This window comes from Methanocaldococcus lauensis, assembly GCF_902827225.1.
Lineage (GTDB): Archaea > AGJL01 > Methanococci > Methanococcales > Methanocaldococcaceae > Methanocaldococcus > Methanocaldococcus lauensis.
This window is the reverse complement of record NZ_LR792632.1, coordinates 741,855-763,759: the sequence shown is the minus strand read 5'-3', so window position 1 is coordinate 763,759 and position 21,905 is coordinate 741,855. Positions and strand designations below refer to the sequence as shown.

The window sequence follows — 21,905 nt, the reverse complement described above, 5'->3', positions numbered from 1 at the left end:
TTATAAATTAACTATTGCCACATCCTTAATATTTGGGATTTCTTTTATTTTCTCTATAACCTCATCAGGAACTGTATGGTCTAAGTTTAAAAGCATTACACTCTCTCCTCCCGGCTCTTTTCTACCAACCTGCATACTTGCAATGTTTATTCCATAATCTCCAAGAGTTATACAAACTTTACCTATTGTGCCAGGTCTATCTATGTGTTTAATAATTGCTAAAACACCTTCTGGAATAAAATTAACTTCATATCCATCTACTTCTAAGATAACTGGCTTATTGTTTATTATACTTCCAACAATTGAAAACTTTTTATTATTACTTTCAGCATTTATCTTAATAGCATTTCCATATTTTTCCTCAGATGTAGTATTTTCAACTACATTGATGTTTCTATTTTTAGCGATAACAGGGGCATTGACTAAGTTAATTCCTGCCAGTAATATTGGAGATAATAATCCTTTCAAAAAGGCTCTTTTTATTAAATCAGTTTTTTCTTTTGATAATTCTCCTGAATAAGTAATTTCCACTCTATTAACTGATCCATCCAATACCTGCATAACTATATTACCCATAATCTCTGCCAATAACATATATGGCTTTAATTTTCCTAACTTTTCTTGAGGTATATTTGGCATATTTACAACATTTTCAGCAAGTTCTCCTCTTAAAATTTTCTTTATTTGTTCAGCAACTATTGTTCCAGCCGCCTTTTGTGCCTCTTCAGTAGAAGCTCCTTGATGAGGAGTTCCAATAACATTATCTAAGGTTAATAATGGATTGTTCTTTGGAGGTTCTTCTTCAAAAACATCTAATGCTGCTGCCCTAATTTTTTTATTTTTTAAAGCCTCATATAGTGTTTTTTCATCTATTAATCCTCCTCTTGCACAATTGACAATTATTGCATTCTTTTTCATTAATGCAATTTGTTCTTTACCAATAATATGTTTAGTTTTTGGCGTTAAAGGAACATGAAGTGTTATTACATCAGATCTCCTACATAATTCATTTATATCATCAACCAACTCAACTCCTAATCTTTCAGCAACTTCCTTTGGGATGTAAGGATCATATCCAATAATATTCATTCCAAATGCCTTAGCCCTTTTAACAACTTGTTGTCCTATTCTTCCTAAACCAATAACTCCAAGAGTTTTTCCATATAACTCAATTCCCTTAAACCTCTTTCTATTCCATTCTCCCCTTTTTAAAGATGCTGTAGCCTGTGGAATATTCCTTGCAGCGGCAAGCATTAAACCCATTGTTAATTCAGCCACTGAAATTGATGAAGCGTCTGGGGCATTAACCACAATAATCCCTTTTTCAGTAGCGGCATCAACATCTATGTTATCTACACCAACCCCTGCTCTACCTATAACTTTCAATTTTTCAGCCTTTTCAATAACATCTCTCGTAACCTTAGTCCCACTTCTTACAACTAAAACATCTACATCTTTAATTTTTTCTAATAACTCCTCTTTAGACAATCCTGTTGCAATTTCAACCTCTCCAATCTCTTCCAATATCTTTATAGCCTCTTCGTGCAGTGGATCTGTAACCAATATTTTAACCATAATCTATTCACCAACATAGGATGTTTTTTGTAGTTAATGTCATTTATAGAGGGTGTATATAAGCTTTTAAATTAATAATGAAGAAATTAGATCTTCCTTATGAGAGGTATTCGAATCTCATTACTACATTATAACATAAACAAAACTATATAATAAACTATAATAATGCAATATAAGATCAGTTCAGTATAGATGATTTATCCTAATCCTATATATATGTGTATAGTTTATAGCTTTGTGCAAAATAAAATAAATTTTATAAGGAAAATTTGAATGCCTTCCTTTTGGAAGGCATTCATTAATGCCTTATTTATTATAACTACTTTTGCACAAAGCTATATAGGTATTTTGGTGAAAATTATGGAGGCAGTGTTAGTTTTAGAGAATGGAATTGTGTTTAAAGGAAAAGGTTTTGGAGCAGAAAAAGAAGTTTTTGGAGAGTTGGTTTTTACAACAGTTATGACTGGCTATGTGGAAGTTTTAACAGATCCTTCCTATAAAGGACAGATAGTAATGATGACATATCCCCTACAAGGAAACTATGGAGTTAAAAAAGAATGGTTTGAGTCAGATGGCATAAAGGCAGAGGGCTTTGTAGTTAGAGAAGTAACTAATAAAGCCTTAGATGACTTTTTAAAAGAATATAATGTCCCTGGAATTCAAGATATAGATACAAGATTCTTAACAAGAAACATTAGAGATAAAGGGGTTGTAAAAAGTTGTTTAAAAGTTGCTGAAAAAATAAGTGATGAAGAAATTAAAGATCTCTTAGATAAAGTTAAAAAATATAAAGATATATCAGATATTGATTTAGTTCCATTAGTTTCCACTAAAGAAACGATAATTCATAAAACTACCAACAGAAAAGCAAGGTGTGTTTTAATTGACTGCGGAGTTAAGTTAAATATAATAAGAAGTTTGGTTAAAAGAAACTGCGAAGTAGTTCAAGTTCCATACAATACAAAATATGATGAAATTTTAGAGTATAAACCAGATTTTGTTTTAATTTCTAACGGTCCTGGAGACCCTGCAAGGTTAAAAGAAGTTATTAAATGCATTAAAAATTTAATTGGAGTGGTGCCAATAACAGGAATTTGTTTAGGAAATCAACTCTTAGCATTGGCATTTGGAGGAGAAACATACAAAATGAAGTTTGGTCATAGGGGTGGAAATCAGCCAGTTAAAGACCTAAAAACAGATAAAGTTTATATAACTTCTCAAAACCATGGATTTGCCGTTAGAGAGGAAAGTTTGCCTGACGATGTCAAAGTGAGTTTTATAAACTTAAACGATATGACAGTTGAAGGAATTAAGCATAATGATCTACCAATATTTTCAGTTCAATTCCACCCAGAGGCGAGACCTGGACCACATGATACAATGTTCTTATTTGATGATATGATTAAGTTAAAGGATAGAAAATAATTATAAAATTTAGACATTTACACAGTTAATTTTTTGATGAAAATAATAAAACGTAGACACATAAGAGTAAAATAATAACTAAAATTATTGCTAACTCTATATTACCTCTAAATTAATTCTAATAATTTATTAATTGATCAGATAATTATTGAATTAGTGTTTAATAATTTATTATTTTTTATTTTCTTTAATTTTAAATTTTGTCCTATTAATTAAAATATTTGAATATAAATATTAAAATTATTCTGGGGAGAAATATGAACTATGAAGAGATTAAATCATTAACTGGAATTCCAAAAAAAATTTACAACGAGTTATCTAAAAATAAAAAAGTCAATACTTTTTTAAAAATGTCTAATATAATGGCTGTTGGTAGGTTAGGATATAACGACCACGGAAAGACACATTCAAAAATTGTAACTAACAACGCAATAAAGATATTAAAAATATTGTATAAAAAAGGGATAAAGCCAAGTTTTATGAAGGATTGTAAAGGAAGTTTTGAAGATTCTTTGGTTATAACAATTATGGGGGCGTATTTACACGATATAGGAAATGCTATTCATAGAGATATACATCATTTGCACTCTGCCTATTTATCTATGAATATTATTGAAGAGATATTAAAAAAATACTACGATGAAGAAAAGGCTTATCAAATGACTACTGAAATATTACACGCTATTTATTCACACAGTGAGGGAATTATGAGTTTAACTATTGAGGCGGGAGTTATAGCAGTTGCCGATGGAACAGATATGACAAAAGGAAGGTCAAGAATTCCAATATGTAAAAAATGCTATGATATTCATTCAGTATCAGCGGCATCCGTAGAGAAAGTTATAATAAAGGAAGGAGAAGAAAAACCGGTTAAAATTGAAGTAATTTTATCAAATGAGGCAGGAATATTCCAAATTCAAGAAGTTTTAGGGGAAAAAATAAAGTGGAGTGGTATAAAAGATTACATCTCAGTATATGCAAAAGTAGAAAAAGAAAAACCAGTATTTGAAGAGATTAACTTTTAATCAACGACTTTTGGCTCTTCTTTGTATTCATCAATTTCAAGTTTTTTATTTTCTTTGTTATTTTCTAAGTATTTTAAAAATTCCTCTAAGTTTGAAGATCTTATTTTTGATAATGACTCATTAACAACTATAGCCATTATCTCATTTCTTATAGTTTTCAATTTATCATTTAATTCCTCTATCTCTTTATTAATTTCCCATCTTAATGATTCAAGTTCTTTTGTATCAATATTATCAACAGTTTCCAACATTTTAACAATATCAACAAAAATAGGGATATTGGTAAATTTACTCAACTTAGGTAATAATGACTTTACAATTTCAGAATATCTTTTAATATGATTTATATTTGTATCCAAGGTTTCAAAATCTTCAAGAATATTTTCTAAATAACTAATTTCATCCTTTGTTTTTATGTATTCTTTATATAAATCCCTCAATTTCTCTTTATCATTAAAATCTTTATCCATCAATAACAATTTAACAATTCTCTCAACATTGTCCAAATTTTTCACCTTTTAACATTTCTTATATTTACTAATGCTCCATGCCTTGCCTTTTTCATCTCAAATCCACTCATTAAAGATCTTCCAACGCCTAAAAATTCTTCATCCTTTATTAAGACAACCTCATCGTTGTAGGATATATTTTCATTGCAATCAACGAATCCCGGAGGGAAAAGAGAACCTTTTTTAATATTATAATTTACTTCCACATAGTTAATATTTCTCCTTCCAACATTCCATAATAACTCTCCTCCTTTCAATGTTAATACAAGTAATCCATTCTTAGGATTTATAGAGGCGATCTGTATATTTTTATCATTATTCATATTTTCATTTATAAATATTTGCTTTCTGTGATTTATAAATATTTCATTAGGAATGAAATTTATTCCAAACTGAAACTTTGCAAGTTGCTGAATGTTATGAATTTTCTGCCCTTTTTTATTAATTTTTAGGTTTTCTGTTAAATACTTATATTCTTTTAATGTATTTGTTAAATTCTCTAAAGATTCTTTTGATGTAGGATTATCCTTTGAAGTAACAATTATATTATCTAAATCTAAAATTTCAAGGTAATTTTTTGGTAGATGAGCAATAACAATTAAATCTTTGAATTTATTCTTAACTTTCTTTAAAAAGTTTTTTAGACATTTATTTATTAATTCTATTTCTTCAAAACTCCAATTTCCAGTTACTGGAATGTCATAATTTACTACTCCCTCCAAAGGTCTTGGAACTAAACCGTAAGGAGATGTAAGTATAACCTCTTCAACAACAACCTTTGCAGATTTTATTGCATTTATGAACTTTTGATGTGATTGGGATATAGAATATGGCTTTTTTGATGAGCAAGGAAGTAAAACCACTATATTAGAATAAGGCTCATATCTATCCAACCTATCTAAATATTTTTGAACCTCTGGAATATCTATATTTGCGGTAACTATAATTTTATTCTCTTTTGATAAGGGAATATTTCTTAAATCTGGCTTATACCTTCTATAATTTGCCCATAGATATGGATAAGATATAGATGTTTCCTCTACAATATTTCTTAAAAATCCATTTTTTATACCTAATCTAACTTCCTCCAATATCTCTCTATAAACTTCTCTATTGTAATTTAATAACTCATCAAAATTATAATTATTTAGTTTTAAAACTCTATTTTTTGTAAATTTGTATCCTAATGAAGCATATAACTTTGCCAATGAATCATCGAAGTAATCAACGCCCATATAAACCAAAAGTGGAATTTCCCAAGGAAACACTGCTGGAAAGTAAATTGCTGAATTTGGAGATATTTTTTCTCTAATTTTTGGAATTATTTGTAGTTCTTTTCTTTCTATCAATCTTCTACCATCACCTATAATGTATAAATCTACATCTTCCAATTCTATTAAATCAATATACTTACCAAAATTTAATATTTGATACTTAATTATCTCTCCCTTATATTCAACAGTTCCAGTAAAAGATTTTTTAAATAGAGTTGTTAGTTCCCTATGAACATCAAATGGCATCTTAATACCATTAACTTCAATGTCAATGTTTATTAAATTTGGAGTCAATTCTTTATCTTTCTCTTTGCACAACCTTCCAATATCGTAGGCAATTGGTTCAAGCATCCTATCACATTTTTAAGTTTTAATTTTATCTTTTTAATTAATTTTACGATAAAAACTTAAATAAATACCTAATGTTGAATAGTTAAAACAAAGATAGATAATTAAAATTAAATAAAGTGAAAATATGAAACCAAGAGTAGTTGTGAAAAACTTGTCTAAATATTTTGGTAATAAAAAAGTTCTTAATAATATTTCTTTTGAGGTTTATGAAGGAGAAATTTTTGGAATATTGGGTCATAATGGTGCTGGGAAGACAACAACTTTGAGGATATTGGCGGGGATTATTGAAGATTATGAAGGATACATTGAAATTAATGGAAAAATTGGCTATTTGCCGGAAGAGAGGGGGCTTTATAGAGATGAAAAAGTTGTAAATGTGTTAAAATTTTTTGGTGAATTGGCGGGAATGAAAAAAGAAGAAATTAATAAAAATATTAACTATTGGCTAAATAAGTTAAATATTTACAATTACAAATTTTCAAAAATTAAAGAGTTATCTAAGGGGAATCAGCAAAAAGTTCAATTTATTGTGTCAGTTATACACAATCCAGATATACTTATTTTAGATGAGCCATTTTCTGGTTTAGATGTTTTTAATACTAAATTATTAAAAAATATATTGTATGAATTAAAAAACGAAGGTAAAACTATTCTTTTATCAACGCATCAGTTGGAAAAAATTGAGAGATTGTGTGATAGAGTTTTAATAATAAAAAATGGAAAAGTTGTTCATTATGGAAGAATTGAAAATATTTGTAGAAAAATGGCATACATCGAATATTTAGAAAATGGAAGATTGATAAAAAAAGAAATTCCATACAATGAGGCAATAAAAATTTTAAAGGAAAGTGCTGAAAATGTCATTAAATTTGAAGTTAGATACTCATTAGAGGAGTTATTTTTTGAATAATTCGGGTGGAATTATGAAAATAGACATTAAAAAAATATTTACAGTTGGAAAGAGAGAAATTTTTAGTAATGTAAAAAGAAAACAGTTCTTAATATCTACTGTAATAGTCCCTATAATTATGATATCTTTGGCTGTAATGGGTAGTTTAATGATGTTTGACATTAAAGAACTTAAAGTGGGCTATATAGATAATTTTGGCTTAGAAATTCCAAATAAAGTGGTAAAAAACAATATCGGTAATAAAACTATAACAATATACTTTATAAAATATCAAAGTATTGAAAAGGGAAAAGAGGACATTTTAAATAAAAAAATAGATGCTTTAATTGTTATTCCCAAAGATTACTTAAAAACTGGGAATATAATAATTTACTCGGCAACAAAATCGCCAAATCCTTTAATAACCGATACACTATCTAATATTATAATTAAAAACTTACTAAAAGGGAAAGTAGATAATTTAACTTACAATAGGGTTGTAAATCCTATAAATGTTAAGATCTATTTTGTTTCTAAGAAAGGAGTTGAAAAAGAATCATTTTTATCTCAACTATTGCCAATGGGCTTTGTATTTTTGCTTTATATGGCTATTACATCATTATCTGGAATTATTGTCTCCTCAATTATTGAAGAGAAACAAAATAGAATTATGGAAATTCTACTGTGTTATGCATCATCAGAAAATTTAATGTTTGGTAAAATATTGGGAATATCTATAGTAGGTTTAATTCAAATAGGTATTTGGCTTATATTTGCTTTACCTGTAATTATAATATATGCAGTTAAAGTTTCATTATACTTAGTGTTATTTGCATTAATTTACTTTATACTTGGATATTTGTTCTATTCCTCTTTGTTATGCGGAATTGCCTCATTATTCTCTCATCCTAAGGATGCCTCTCAACTAATATCTCCAATAATAATTGTTCAAATTATTCCAATAATGTTTATGAACACGATAATGGTTAATCCAAATCACTACATCGCTAAAATTTTATCATATATACCATTTACATTACCATATACAGTAGTTTTAAGAGAAAGTGTAACTCAACTACCTTTAACTGAAATAATAATATCAACATTAATTATGGTTTTTAGTATTGTATTATCTTTCATTCTTTCAATAAAACTGTTTAAAATTGGAGTATTGTTATATGAGGAAAATTTAACTTTAAAAAAGGTTATAAAAATTATATTGAACAAATAAAACATCTAATTTATAATTCCTTACTTTTTAATATTTCTATTATTGCGTCATCTACTGATTTCATAGATTTTCCAATTTTTCCAATGTTTTTAATGCATTCCTCAAAGTTTTTTCCAACAATTCCATTGTTGTATGGAACCTTTGAAAATAGAGATAAATAGATACCAAAAACTCCTGATGCTATTTTTAAAGCACAGCCTATTTTACCTCCATCGCAAATAATTCCAGTTAAATTTGCTGTAAAACTCTTAATACTCTCTTCTATATAGTTAATGATATTTTCCTCATTGTAATGAATATAATATGACAAACCAGAAACCGCCCCTATGCCACCTCTATTTACACATCCACACATTGATGAAATATAAGAGGAATAGTAGGTTGAATATATAGTAGTTAAAGAAGATAAAGTAATTGATTTAATTAGTTTTTCTTCATCTTTATTGTTAATTTCATCGTAGGCGATTATTGGTAAAGTAGATACTAAACCCATATTTCCACTGCCAGCAATAGCCATCGCTGGCTTATTAACACCAATCATTCTATTATAAACACCTGAAACTGTTTTTTTAACCATATTATTTAGAATATCATCATTTATATTTAAATTTATAAAATCTTCTGAAACTTCAGGAATTGAGAGGTTATTATTTATATTTATTGTTTCTTTTATCAAATTAATTACATCTTTTGGAATGTCATCTAAATAATCTATAAAGTCTTTGAGAGTTAGATTTTTATAAGCCTCTTTCAAAGTTTCATCTATGACTTTTCCAGAATGACTACCCTTAGTTTCACTCTCATAAGTTTTATCCGCCTCAATATATACTTTACAATAAACTTCAGAATCTATAACTTCAATTTTCAATTTATCTTTTATAAATTCTTCTAATTCTTCATCATATTTTATATCTTTAAATATTTCTAAATCATTTTCTTTATTTCCTAACAAACCACCAACAACTGCTGGAAGTATCCCAAATTTTCCAGTATTTGGAACTCCTACTGAATATGCATTTTTAAAAGTTCCTTTATCTAAAATTATTTTAATCTCTTTTATTGAATATACATCATCTGGCTTAGCCTTAGCAACTGTATAGCCAATTAATCCCACCTCAGTGCAACCTAATGCCTTAACAATCTCTTTCTTTAAGATTTCAGTAATTAATTCATTTTTTTCCATAAAATTCACCTTAAAAATTTCTCAACCATCAATAAGGCACAATAGTCACCACAAATTGAGCACGCTCTTTTTTCTTTTGAAGGAATCTCTTCTCTCATTTTTTTTGCTTTTTCTTTATCTATTGCCAACTCATACTGCTTCTTCCAATCGTGGTTTTTCCTTGCGTAAGCCATCTCTTTCTCTTTTTCCCACGCCAATTTATTACCTTTAGCAACGTCTGCCGCCTGAGCCGCTATTTTAGTGGCTATAACTCCCTCTTTAACATCCTCTACTGTTGGTAATCTTAAATGCTCGCTTGGAGTTACATAGCAAAGGAAATCAGCCCCATAGTAGCCTGCTAACGCTCCTCCAATTGCGGCTGTTATATGATCATATCCAGGGGCTATATCTGTAACTACAGGCCCTAAAACATAGAATGGAGCATTTTTACATAAGCTCTTTTGTAATTTAATGTTAGTTTCAATATAGTTTAAAGGAATATGTCCTGGCCCTTCAACCATACATTGAACTCCTTTTTCTCTACATTTCTCTACTAATTCTCCTAATATTATAAGTTCTTCAATTTGAGCCCTGTCTGTATTGTCTAATAAACATCCCGGTCTCATTCCATCTCCTAAACTTATAGTTACATCATACTCTTTTAAAATCTCTAAGAGATAGTCAAAGTTTTTGTATAACGGATTTTCTTTGTTGTGATATAAAATATAGGCTGTTAAAAATGCTCCACCTCTACTAACTACTCCCAATACTCTACCACTTTTTTTTAATCTTTCAACGGATTGTTTAGTTATTCCACAATGTAGTGTCATAAAATCTACGCCTTCCTTTGCCTGTTTTTCAATAACATTGAATATCAAATCTTCATCCATATCTACAACTCTTCCATACTTTTCTCTTGCAATTTTTCCAGCCTCATAAATTGGAACTGTTCCTATTGGCAAATTAACTACATTCATAATTGCCTTTCTAATTTCTTCTAAGTTTCCTCCAGTACTTAAATCCATTATAGTATCTGCCCCATATTTTTCAGCAACTTTTGCCTTTTTTATCTCTAAGTCAATATCTACGAAATCTGGGGATGTTCCAATGTTTGCATTCACTTTAGTTCTCAAATATTTACCAATACCTACTGGCTCAGTATCTCTATTAACATTTTTTGGAATAACAACATAACCTTTTGCAATAAGTTTTTTAAGTTTTTCAACATCAATTCTTTCTTTTTCAGATACAATTTTCATCTCCTCAGTGATAATTCCCTTTTTTGCATCGTCCATTTGAGTCATAACTATCACCAATTAAAAATTCTGTAAATGTCCTATTAAAACAAAACTATATAAAGTAAATTATCATTATTAATTATGATAAATTTTATAGTTAATTCTGTTAGATTATATTTAAAAATTAGGTGTTGTTTATGAAGTGTGAAGAAGAGATTGCCATAGGTCCAGTACATCCTACAATGCTTGAACCTCATAGATTAAGATTATTTATTGAAGATGAGATTATAAAGGAGGCTGAATTAGTAATTGGCGTTAATTATAGAGGAATAGAACTCATTATGGAAGGGCTACCACCCGAAAAAATTAGTATCTTGTCAGAGAAAATTTGTGGAATTTGTTCTCACATTCACGTATGGACTAATGTTATGGTAACTGAAAAAGGTTGTGATATAGAGGTTCCAGAGAGGGCTGAGTATATAAGGGCAATAGTTGAAGAATTTGAAAGATTACACTCTCATATGTTATTATTTGGTCACGCCTTTGAAGTTATTGGCTTTGAAACTATGGCTTTTAGGGCATTTATGATTAGAGAGCCAATAATGCAAATTTTGAGAGAAATTACTGGTGGAAGAGTTCAAAATTCTTGCCCAATAATTGGAGGAATTAGACCGAGATGTAACATAAATGATAGCAAAATCCCATCAATATTGGAAAGATTAGAAAAATTTGAAGAAAATTTAAATAAATTATTAAATAGAACTATAAATGACCCAATGATTATGGCAAGAATTAAAGATGTTGGTGTCTTAGATAAAAAAACTGCTAAAAAATTGCATGCAACTGGACCAACAGCAAGAGGTTCAGGACTATCTTGTGATATGAGAAAAAAGGGAATAGTGCCAGTGTATGATAATTTTGAATTTGAGGAAGTTATATTTGATGATGGAGATGTTTTCAGTAGATTGGCAGTAAGATTTTACGAATGTTTTGAAAGTATTAAGATTATTAGGCAAGGATTGAAAGAGTTGCCAAACTTAGATAAAAATATATATAATCCAAACTATGAACTAAAACCATTTAAACCAATAAATGTATATAATGAAGCTCAAAGAGGGCAGGTTTATTACTCTTATGGATTAGATGAAAATGGAAGAGTTAGACATGTAAAGGTTAGAACTCCAACATTAACTAACTTGGCATGTATGGAGGCAATTCTTCCAGGGCATCATGTTTCAGACGCTGAATTAATTATAGCAAGTTGTGATCCTTGCTTTACTTGCACTGATAGGATGATTATTCAAACTAACAGAAAAAAATAAGTATTACTAACTTTTACTTTTTTTAATTAAATGTATCTATTTTTGAAATTTCTATTTATGAGTATGAAAGAGTATCGTGGTGAGATGTATGAGCAAAGATTTATTTAAAGAATTTAAAGAGCATTCTGTTGCTGAATTTTTTAGAAAAAATAAGCACATGCTGGGATATAGTGGAAAAGTTAGAAGTTTAACGACTATAATTCATGAGTTAGTTACTAACAGTTTAGATGCTTGTGAAGAAGCAGGAATTTTACCAGATATAAAAGTTGAGATTGAGAAGTTAGGGGCTGATCATTACAAAGTGGCGGTTGAAGATAATGGACCAGGAATTCCTTTAGAGTTTATTCCAAAGGTATTTGGGAAAATGTTGGCTGGTTCTAAGATGCATAGATTTATTCAATCAAGAGGACAACAAGGAATTGGAGCGGCAGGTGTTTTATTATTTTCACAAATAACTACTGGAAAGCCTTTAAAAATTATAACATCTACTGGAGATGGTAAAATTTATGAAGTTGAAGTAAAGATGAATGTAGAGAAAAATGAAGGAGAAATTGTATCAAAAAAAGTTAGAAAAGGAAAGTGGAGAGGAACAAGAGTAGAAGGAGAGTTTAAAGAAGTTAGTTATAATAGAGGAGAATTTGGTCCATTTGAGTATTTGAGAAGGATTAGTTTAGCAACACCTCACGCTAAGATTATATTAAAAGATCCTTATGGAGAAGTTGTATTTGATAGAGTTGTTAAAGAACTACCAAAAAAACCAGAGGAAATGAAGCCCCACCCTTATGGATTAACTACTGATGAATTACTATATATTGCAAGAAAAACAAAATCAAAAAAAGTTTCTTCAATGCTCGTTTCTGAACTTTCAAGAGTTACAACAAAAAGAATTAAAGAACTTGAAAAATATTTATTGAGAGATTTAATATTAAAGAAATTTAAAGATAGTGTATTTTGGAGTATGATTATACAATGCTATTTAAATATAGATATTGATAAATATTTAACTAAATTTAAAGATTATTTAAATAATGAAGAAATAGATACTGTAAAGATGTTAATTGCAAATCTTCCAGAAAGTTTGGATGAGTTGAAGAGATATGCTTTAAAATATATAACTATGGAATATCTGTTCAGTAAGCTAAATAAAGAGGAAATTAATAAAATAAAAAATCACTTTAAAAAGATACCTGAAAACTTCATGGAATGGGCTGAAAAGAATTATTTATCAGCCTCAGTTGTTGAAGAATTAAATAAAAAAATTAAAAATATTGTAAAGCCACCAGAGGAGTTTATTGCTACTATAAAAAAGAAAGGATTAATTTCTGATGAGGAGTTAAAAAAATTAGAAAAGGATGTTAAAAATATTCTAAATAAAAATCCTAAGGAATTGACTTGGGATGAAGCGGAGATGATTGTCGATTGCCTACAAAGTATGGAGTTTATGGCTCCTCCTACAACTGGATTAAGACCAATAGGGGCTGAAAATATTGAAAAGTCGTTAAAAGAATTTTTAAATCCAGATTTCGTTAAGGCAATTACAAGAAATCCAAAAACCTATAGGGGAGGAATACCCTTTGCTGTTGAAGTAGCTATCGCCTATGGAGGTAATGCAGGAAGGCAGAGTGATGAAGGTAGAAGAATGGAAATTATGAGGTTTGCCAATCATGTCCCTTTGCTATATGATGCTTCCGCATGCGGTTTAACCAAGGCAGTAAAAAGCATAAATTGGAGAAGATATGGTTTGAGAGGGGAAGACGCTCCAATAACAGTGTTTGTTAATCTAATATCTACATTTATCCCTTACACATCTGCTGGAAAGCAGGCAGTAGCATGTAGTGAAAATGAAAATGAAGAAATTTATAACGAAATTAGACATGCATTGATGATTTGTGGTAGAGAATTGGAAAAGTATTTATCAAGAATTAGAAGAGAGGCTGAAGAAGAAAAGAAAAGAAAGTATGTTATGAAGTATGCTAAGATATTTGCAGAGGCATTGGCAAACATATTAAATAAGCCAGTTGATGAAATTGAACAGAGAGTTGTTGAACTATTATCAAAATAAATATTTTTAATTGGGTATTAAATAATTAAGTAAAGAAGCTGTTTGAGGATATAAGCTATAAATCGGTTACAATGTATTACTTCTATTAAGATATATTAAACGAGTTCGAAAGAAATACAAAAACCTAAATGCAATCAATGAATCTAAATATAGACATTAATAGATTTTTATTATCGAAAGATCCGAATATAAGTGTATATAAGAAATAAAAATTATAGCTGTCCAGATGTGGGAGAGAAATGAAGTCCCTAATAGTTATTATCTAATTTAACCAGTGGGAAGATAATAAAAACCTCGACATGGGCGGAGATCAATGATATACTCCCAATGAATCCAGAAAGATATAGAGTTGATAACTTCCAAGTCCAATATGAACATTTTCCTATTTTTCTCTATATTGGATAGACTCTTCAACTTCAAAATCTTTAACTTTAATTTTAACGTTCATTTTCAATAAACAATTCTCTTGCCTTTTCAAACGCTTTATTTAATGTGTATGCACATAAGGTAAAGCCCAAACTTTTTGGTGATTCCTCTTCTTTAATATCTTTAATATTTCTTCCTTTTAATTTTAATGCTAAATAAGGAACATCAGGACAACCACCACCAGAGATATTAACTATATTACCCTCTTTATCAATAGTTATCTTCATATTTCCGCATCTAACTAAAATGAATCCATCAACTTCTTTAATTTTTATTAACTCCAATGGTTTTAAAGAGTAATCATTTAAAGAGATAAATTTTAAAGGTTTTATGTTGTTATTCTCTAATTCTCTTTTAATTCCAAATTCGTCAATTAACTCATATTCTATTGCCAAATCACATCCTTCTCTAATTTCTACTGGAGGAGCAACTACCTTAATTTTATATTTATCTTTTAGAATACTTTCTGCTTTCATGGCATCCTTTGTATTTTCAAATATAATTAATCCCTTTCCTTTTAGGCTATCTTTTTCAGTTTCTTTATCTTTTTTTAATTTAAGAATATTTTTTAATTTTCCTATCAAAATATCCCTCCTATTCTTTCAAAAGTTCTATGTCATCATCCTTTGGAATATAGTATCTTAACCTATTTCCAGCTCTTAAACCATATAATAGTGCCTTATTTGTATAGTTTAAAATTATATGCATTAATTCTTCCCCTCTAATTCTCAAATGTCCATTAGAGCAGGCAATTTCATTAAATTCTTTAACATTATCGATTCTAACGTTTTTTCCATAAAATATTATTGGAACACTTTCACCAGAATGTATTAAATCTCCAACAGAAGGTGTTGAGTGGTCTGCAGTTATTATAAGTAAATCATCATCATTTAATTTTAAATTTCCTATAAGTTTATCAATCTTTTCAATAACTTTTACTTTATTTAATGGATTTTTTGTGTGGGCAGCTTCATCAGTTTCTTTTGTATGCAAGTGAATGAAATCATAATTTAACTCAGGAATTAAATTTATTCCTTCCTCAAAACTCTCAATCTTTATAAAATCCATTCCTAAGAATTTTGCTAATCCTTTAAATACTGAACTGCTACCTAAAACTACAGCATTCATTCCCCATCTTTCTTTAAAGCTCTCTACCTTTTTATATCTTGATGCCCATTTTGTTAATAAAAAATTAGCAGGCATTTTTTCCATTTTTCTTCTTTTTCTATTTATTTTATGATTTTGTAGGGTTTTATAAACATTTAAAAGATATTTGTTTAAAGCCCTTGCAGTGTCTTTTGCTTTGTTATATTCTACACTACTTTTGCATAACTCTTTTATTGGTTGAACTTTCATAACATATCTATTTTTATAGAATGGGTCAGAATCAGAGATTTTATCTGAAATCCATCCATTTTTTTCTTTAATTTTTAATATAAAATGAACATCAAAAGAATAAAATAGCTCAAACTTATATCCATCAATGCATGTAGGTAAAGAATTTATTAAATTCTCAATCTCTTCTCTGCTGATATCTTTAGCTCTTCTATCTACAACTAAAAATCCTTTCTCATCCTTTTTTACGAATCCTAAAGAAGCCCTCAAATATATGGCATTTTCCTCTATTTCTATATCCTCTCCTAATGCCTCAATAACTCCCCTCCCCGGAAATTCTTCTAAGGAATATCCCCAAAGTAAAAAATGGGCAACTTCAGTTCCTAATGGAATACCTTCTTTATATGTTGTCATTAAACCGCACATGCCATTTTCAGCCAATTTATCCAAGTTTGGTGTTTTTGCAAATTGTAATGGTGTTTTGTTATCTAAAATCTCACAACCTCTATCTCCTAAACCATCTAATAATATTAAAATAGCCCTCATTTTCTCACTAAAGGAACTTTTTTACAATATTCTGATAATTAAAATTCCCTTTGTATCCTTCTTTTAAAATCTCAATTGATGCCGGATATATGAATTCATTTAATAACCTTAAAATACTTTCCTTCTCAAAAATTACTTTTCCATCTTTATCTCTATAATTTCCACTAAAAACACATGAAAATTGCTTCTCTCCTTGCTCCCATTCATCTCCTATAATTTCTTTGATTTTCTTTCCCTCTTTTATGTATCTTATAGGTAAAATTAGATCTACATCAAATTCTCTACAAATTTTACTATAAACATCTAAAACTTCTTCTATTTGGTCAATTTTAAAATCTCCGTTATGGTAAACCCTCTCTCCACTGATTATTTTATTTCCTAAATGCTTTGCCAAAGGGATTCTCAATATCCTCAAATATGCATGGCATCCAATACATGGGCTGTAATAGTTATATTTTTTTGAAAGTAAAACTACCCATCTTCCATTTAATGCATTCCAAAGTTTTGGCTCGAATATAAAATGTAATGGCAATAAAACTTTATCTCTATCAATTTCTTTAACTCTTTTATTTGTAATTTCCCAGTTTTTGTAAAAAATGTTTATATTTCCATAATCAGTTCCAGTAAATGCAACAACTGGCAAAACGAAATCGATACCTTCATCCATAGCTTTAATTATTGCTGCTACACTATCTCTACCTGAAAATTCTCCTATGGCAATATTTTTTAACTTAATCCCATTTTCTTCAATTATTTTAAATGTTTCATCAGACAGCGTTAGCTCTTTAAATGATTTCTTAAAATCAATAAAATTTTGGAGGTTTTGATGAAATAACATAACTTATCCACCTTTATCCTTAGCTTTTGAATTTATTTATAAGCTTCTAAGTATTCTTTTATCATCTTCTCAGTTCTTAAAATCTCATTAATATCCATTAATTCAATCAAAAACATTTCACATTTAACGTCTAAGAGAGCATCTAATATTGGTTTTAAATTGTTAAGATTTTTAGGTGGCAGATGTTTTCCATTCATTTCAATCTCATAAACGTGGGAGTTGTAAATTCTATCAGAGCAAATGTATAGAAATTCTAATCGTTTGTTGTATGGGATATGTCCAATATCAAATGTTATAAAGCAGTTAATTTCATCCGCTATTTCAATTATATTGTTTGGATTAGATGAAAAACCTTCTCTTAAATTTTCTATGCATAATTTTACATTATTTTTTTGTGCAAATTCATTAACTATTGATAGATTTTCAATTAAAAGTTCTTTATCAATATCTTTATTTTTCCCATTATGTAAGTGGATTGTTAAATAATCTTTTCCTTTAATATTTTCAATTATATTTTTTAAAATAGAAACGCTCTCTTTTTCATCCAAATTTAAAATTGGTGCATGATAGCCTATAATATTATTTTTTTTGACTATTTTTGGATTATAATGTAATCCCCAATCCACCAATTTATTATTAAAAGTGTATCCTTTCTCGGAGCGCATGCAAATGCCTATCATGTTCTCACAAAAATGTATTAATGCAATTAAAATATATAAAATTAGATATTAAGAAATCTAATATCTTATGATATAGAAACCTGGTAGTTGGAAAATAAAAAAGAAAATTAAAGGATTTTTATTTTAAATCATCTCAATAAATGCCTCCAACCTTGTTTTTAACTGCTCTCTATCACTTTCAGAGTAATCAGTTTCAATTCTAATAATTGGAATGCCTTCCTCTTTTAATGCCTCTTCTACTTTAGATCCTTCAATATTGAATGTGTGACAGCACTGTAATGTGTAATAAACAACCCCATCAACATCCAACTCTTTAGCCAATCTTATTATATTCTCTATTCTCTCATCATTCTTAAATCTACAAGCACAAGGTATTTTGAAATATCTTTTTGCTATATCTTCTATACTATAACCCTCAACAAAGTTTTCAAAGAATCTTGTTCCAGTACAGCTTTCTTCACCAACAACAACTCCGCCAACTTCTTCAATGAGTTCAACAATTTTATTGTTTCCAGCAACCATAGGACAACCAGTTATTAGGATTCTCTTTCCTTCAAAACCTTCTCCTTTCTTAACTCTCTCTTCTAACTCTTTAATTAAATCTTCTAAAACTTCTATTGTGTCATCAATATCTAATAAGTAAGCAAATTGGAATATTTTTAAAACATCTAATCCTTTAATTGGGACTGGTTTATTTTTTCTTAATTCATAAAGCTTATAGAATAACTCTCTAAGTTTATTTACTTTATCTATAGCTTCTTTTAATTTTTCTTCAGTTATTTTATTACCTGTTTCTTTTTCAACCAACTCTTTTAACTTTTCAACTTCATTAATCCAGATTTTTAAAGATTCTTCATCTTTTAAATGAGGGAGATGCATTATATGCATGGGAACAAGCTTTTCCATTAATTCAAACATCTTTTTCTTCCCTTCACAAGTAGTTTCACCAATAACAATATCTGATGCTTCAAAGTAAGGACATGATTTTGCCTTCTTAAATCCATAGGATGATTTTATTAATGGGCAGAGATTTCTTGGTAAATCCTCCTCTGCTATTGGGATTGTGTCATTTTTACCCCCACATAAACCAACAGGAATTGCATTTGCAGCTAAAATTATTTCTATTGGAACATAAGCACAGAACATTCCAAAAACTTTTCTCCCGTCTTCTTTTTGCTTATAGAGTTGTTCTTTTCTATTAGAAAATTTTTGCATTAATTTTTCTATACTTTTTAATTGCATTATATCACCAAATCTAATACCTATTTAGTTATTAGATTTTCTAATATATCGTATATATTTTGTCCAAATTTTTGAAAATTTTTACTAAAAAACTATATTATCAATATTAAAAATTTTACCTTCAATTTTCTTGATATATTAGTAGTTATTAGAAAATATGATGATATAAAATTTATATATGTAGATAATAATATTAAAATATTAAAATTTATTAACAAGATTATAGAGTTTTTGTAGATTAATATTGCCCAATTATAATTTTTTGTCGGTTTGGTAATACTTTTTGAAATTTTTTATTATTTTAGTAATAATAATTTGAATTAAGTAGCTAATTTTATATACAATAATAATAGTTTGATATTAATATTGGTGTGGTAATACAATATTCAAAATAAATATTAAAATTAGCATCAAAAAGTTAAAGTTAGTAAGATAAAAAGAAAGCTAAAAATCAAAATTAAGCTTAGATACATAATTATTTATTTTTAGAATATTGGGTGGTAATTATGAAAGTTGTTCATACAATATGCCCAGGTTGTAGTGTTGGATGTGGCATTGATTTAATTATCAAAGATAATAAAGTTGTTGGAACTTATCCTAACAAAAGACATCCAATAAATGAAGGAAAGAACTGTTTATATGGGCAAAACTGTTATAAAATAATATCTCATGAAAAGAGATTGGAAAAGCCATTAATTAAAAAGAATGGAAAGTTTGTTGAAGTCAGTTGGGATGAAGCATTAAATTTTATTGCAGAGAATTTAAAAAAATACAATCCAGAAGATATAACATTTATTGCCTCTGGAAAATGTACAAATGAAGACAACTATGCATTAAAAAAGTTGGCTGATAATTTAAAAGCTAAAATTGGGCATTGTATCTGCAATTCTCCTAAAGCCAATTATGCTGAAATTTCTACAACAATTGATGACATTGAGAACGCAAAAAACATCATAATTATTGGTGATGTGTTTTCTGAACATGCATTAATTGGTAGAAAGGTTGTTAAGGCAAAGGATAAAGGGGCTAAGGTAACAATTTTCAATATAGAGGAGAAAGATATCCTAAAATTAAATGCCGACAAGTTTGTAAAGGTTGATAGCTATGAGGATATTGATTTAGGTAATGTTGATGAAAACACTATTATTATAATCAATGCACCAATAGATGTTGATAAAATGCCTAAAATTGCTAAAGTTTTGCCAGTTGCTAAGCACTGCAATACTGTAGGGGCAACACTTATTGGCATTCCTCCTTTAAATAAAGATGAATATTTTGAGTTATTGAAAAACTCAAAGTTCTTATACATAATGGGGGAAAATCCAGCTTTAATCGATAAAGATGCACTAAAAAATACTGAATTTTTAGTTGTCCAAGATATTATAATGAGTGAAACAGCTGAATTAGCTGATGTAGTTCTCCCATCTTCATGCTGGGCAGAGAAGAATGGGACGTTTACAAACACTGATAAAAGAATTCAAAAAATAAACAAAGCTGTAAACCCTCCTGGAGAAGCTATGGATGATTATCTTATAATAAAAAGCTTAGCTGAAAAGCTTGGAATTGATTTAGGGTTCAATTCATTAGAAGACATTCAAAAAGAAATAACTAAGGTGATATTATGAAATATGCATTAATCCAAGCTACAGATAAAGAGATTTTAAAGAAAGCAGAATGTGGTGGAGCAGTAACTGCATTATTCAAATACTTATTAGATAACAAGCTTGTTGATGGAGTTTTAGCTTTAAAGAGAGGAGAGGATATTTACGATGGAATTCCAGCATTTATAACGAATTCTGATGAATTGATAGAAACTGCTGGCTCTTTGCACTGTGCGCCAACAAATTTTGGAAAGATAATTAGCAAATATTTGAATGATAAAAAAATTGCCGTCTCTACTAAACCATGTGATGCGATGGCTATTAAAGAGTTAGCAAAGTTAAACCAGGTAAATTTAGATAACATCTATATGATTGGTTTGAATTGTGGAGGAACAATAAGTCCAATAACTGCCATGAAAATTATTGAGCTATTTTATGAAGTTAATCCATTAGATGTTGTTAAAGAAGAAATAGATAAGGGGAAGTTTATTATTGAATTAAAAAATGGAGAACATAAAGCTATCAAAATAGATGAGTTGGAAGAAAAAGGTTTTGGTAGAAGAAAGAACTGCCAAAGATGTGAAGTTATGGTTCCAAGAATGGCTGATTTAGCTTGTGGAAATTGGGGAGCTGAAAAGGGCTGGACGTTTGTTGAAATCTGTTCAGAAAAAGGAAAAAAATTAGTAGAGGATGCTGAAAAAGAAGGCTATATCAAAATTAAAGAACCTTCAGAAAAGGCAATTCAAATTAGAGAGAAAATAGAGAATGTCATGATAAAGTTGGCTAAAAAATTCCAAAAAATACATTTGGAAGATGAATATCCAAACCTTAAAGAGTGGCAGAAATATTGGAATAGGTGTATAAAGTGTTATGGTTGTAGAGATAACTGCCCACTCTGCTTCTGTGTTGAATGTAGATTAGAGAAAGATTATATTGATGAAAAAGGAAAAATCCCGCCAAATCCTTTAATTTTCCAGGGGATTAGATTGAACCATATATCTCAAAGCTGTATAAACTGTGGGCAGTGTGAAGATGTTTGCCCAATGGATATCCCTTTAGCATATATATTCCACAGAATGCAGTTGAAGATTAGAGACACATTTGGTTATGTCCCAGGTGTTGATGATAGCTTGCCACCGTTATTCTTAAATGAAAAATAATAATAATTAAATTT

Annotated in this window: 18 protein-coding genes; 8 read left to right on the top strand and 10 right to left on the bottom strand. The window is 28.9% G+C overall.

The genetic code is table 11. The features are described 5' to 3' along the window. The gene (gene serA, locus KMP69_RS04270; RefSeq protein WP_214400695.1) at window positions 1-1,575 is read right to left on the bottom strand and encodes a phosphoglycerate dehydrogenase; all 1,575 of its coding nucleotides are present in this window, start codon (window positions 1,573-1,575) and stop codon (window positions 1-3) included. Between the two features lie 360 nt (window positions 1,576-1,935). Between serA and carA the strand changes: the two genes are divergently transcribed. After that, entirely contained in the window at window positions 1,936-3,000 is a 1,065-nt protein-coding gene (carA, locus tag KMP69_RS04265; RefSeq protein ID WP_214400694.1) for a glutamine-hydrolyzing carbamoyl-phosphate synthase small subunit, read from the top strand. Between the two features lie 257 nt (window positions 3,001-3,257). After that, on the top strand, window positions 3,258-4,025 hold the full coding sequence (locus KMP69_RS04260) for an HD domain-containing protein (RefSeq protein ID WP_214400693.1): 768 nt from the start codon (window positions 3,258-3,260) through the stop codon (window positions 4,023-4,025). Here the strand turns inward: KMP69_RS04260 and KMP69_RS04255 are convergent. Both KMP69_RS04255 and KMP69_RS04250 read right to left on the bottom strand, forming a co-directional pair. Next, window positions 4,022-4,540 carry a hypothetical protein gene (locus KMP69_RS04255; RefSeq protein WP_250543636.1) on the bottom strand — a complete coding sequence of 173 codons (519 nt, stop codon included), beginning with the start codon at window positions 4,538-4,540 and terminating at the stop codon, window positions 4,022-4,024. The genes KMP69_RS04260 and KMP69_RS04255 overlap by 4 nt on opposite strands. Continuing rightward, complete coding sequence (locus KMP69_RS04250) at window positions 4,537-6,159, bottom strand: DUF5591 domain-containing protein (RefSeq protein WP_214400692.1); 1,623 nt, start codon at window positions 6,157-6,159, stop codon at window positions 4,537-4,539. The genes KMP69_RS04255 and KMP69_RS04250 overlap by 4 nt, the downstream gene beginning before the upstream one ends. Window positions 6,160-6,283: 124 nt before the next feature. On the opposite strand from KMP69_RS04250, the gene KMP69_RS04245 reads away from it, so the two are divergent. Further along, complete coding sequence (locus KMP69_RS04245) at window positions 6,284-7,069, top strand: ABC transporter ATP-binding protein (RefSeq protein WP_214400691.1); 786 nt, start codon at window positions 6,284-6,286, stop codon at window positions 7,067-7,069. Between the two features lie 13 nt (window positions 7,070-7,082). Then, window positions 7,083-8,279, top strand: coding sequence for an ABC transporter permease (locus KMP69_RS04240; protein WP_214400690.1), 1,197 nt, complete (start codon window positions 7,083-7,085; stop codon window positions 8,277-8,279). Window positions 8,280-8,289: 10 nt separating this feature from the next. On the opposite strand, the gene KMP69_RS04235 is transcribed toward KMP69_RS04240, so the two are convergent. Together KMP69_RS04235 and thiC are read right to left on the bottom strand one after the other, a co-directional pair. Beyond that, window positions 8,290-9,462, bottom strand: a complete 1,173-nt coding sequence (locus KMP69_RS04235; RefSeq protein ID WP_214400689.1) for an L-serine ammonia-lyase, iron-sulfur-dependent, subunit alpha — start codon at window positions 9,460-9,462, stop codon at window positions 8,290-8,292. 5 nt (window positions 9,463-9,467) lie between these two features. Further along, window positions 9,468-10,745, bottom strand: coding sequence for a phosphomethylpyrimidine synthase (gene thiC, locus KMP69_RS04230; protein ID WP_214400688.1), 1,278 nt, complete (start codon window positions 10,743-10,745; stop codon window positions 9,468-9,470). A gap of 131 nt (window positions 10,746-10,876) precedes the next feature. Between thiC and KMP69_RS04225 the strand changes: the two genes are divergently transcribed. Both KMP69_RS04225 and KMP69_RS04220 read left to right on the top strand, forming a co-directional pair. Further along, on the top strand, window positions 10,877-12,001 hold the full coding sequence (locus KMP69_RS04225; protein WP_214400687.1) for a hydrogenase large subunit: 1,125 nt from the start codon (window positions 10,877-10,879) through the stop codon (window positions 11,999-12,001). An 88-nt stretch (window positions 12,002-12,089) separates the two neighbouring features. Further along, complete coding sequence (locus tag KMP69_RS04220) at window positions 12,090-14,063, top strand: DNA topoisomerase VI subunit B (protein WP_214400686.1); 1,974 nt, start codon at window positions 12,090-12,092, stop codon at window positions 14,061-14,063. Window positions 14,064-14,500: 437 nt separating this feature from the next. Here the strand turns inward: KMP69_RS04220 and KMP69_RS04215 are convergent, their stop codons facing one another. The 5 genes from KMP69_RS04215 to KMP69_RS04195 form a co-directional block, all read right to left on the bottom strand. Further along, complete coding sequence (locus KMP69_RS04215; RefSeq protein WP_214400685.1) at window positions 14,501-15,073, bottom strand: DUF3343 domain-containing protein; 573 nt, start codon at window positions 15,071-15,073, stop codon at window positions 14,501-14,503. Between the two features lie 10 nt (window positions 15,074-15,083). Next, entirely contained in the window at window positions 15,084-16,370 is a 1,287-nt protein-coding gene (gene apgM / locus KMP69_RS04210; protein ID WP_214400684.1) for a 2,3-bisphosphoglycerate-independent phosphoglycerate mutase, read from the bottom strand. A 7-nt stretch (window positions 16,371-16,377) separates the two neighbouring features. Continuing rightward, a complete protein-coding gene (locus KMP69_RS04205) occupies window positions 16,378-17,208 on the bottom strand; it encodes a hypothetical protein (protein ID WP_214400683.1) in 831 nt (276 codons plus the stop codon). Window positions 17,209-17,240: 32 nt separating this feature from the next. Beyond that, window positions 17,241-17,888: a sugar phosphate isomerase/epimerase family protein gene (locus tag KMP69_RS04200; protein ID WP_214400682.1), complete on the bottom strand. Its 648-nt coding sequence runs from the start codon at window positions 17,886-17,888 to the stop codon at window positions 17,241-17,243. Window positions 17,889-18,011: 123 nt separating this feature from the next. Beyond that, window positions 18,012-19,130, bottom strand: coding sequence for a double-cubane-cluster-containing anaerobic reductase (locus KMP69_RS04195; protein WP_214400681.1), 1,119 nt, complete (start codon window positions 19,128-19,130; stop codon window positions 18,012-18,014). A 506-nt stretch (window positions 19,131-19,636) separates the two neighbouring features. On the opposite strand from KMP69_RS04195, the gene KMP69_RS04190 reads away from it, so the two are divergent. Next, the gene (locus KMP69_RS04190) at window positions 19,637-20,755 is read left to right on the top strand and encodes a molybdopterin-dependent oxidoreductase (protein WP_214400680.1); all 1,119 of its coding nucleotides are present in this window, start codon (window positions 19,637-19,639) and stop codon (window positions 20,753-20,755) included. Then, window positions 20,752-21,891, top strand: coding sequence for a Coenzyme F420 hydrogenase/dehydrogenase, beta subunit C-terminal domain (locus KMP69_RS04185; RefSeq protein ID WP_214400679.1), 1,140 nt, complete (start codon window positions 20,752-20,754; stop codon window positions 21,889-21,891). The genes KMP69_RS04190 and KMP69_RS04185 overlap by 4 nt, the downstream gene beginning before the upstream one ends. The last annotated feature ends 14 nt before the right edge of the window (window positions 21,892-21,905 follow it).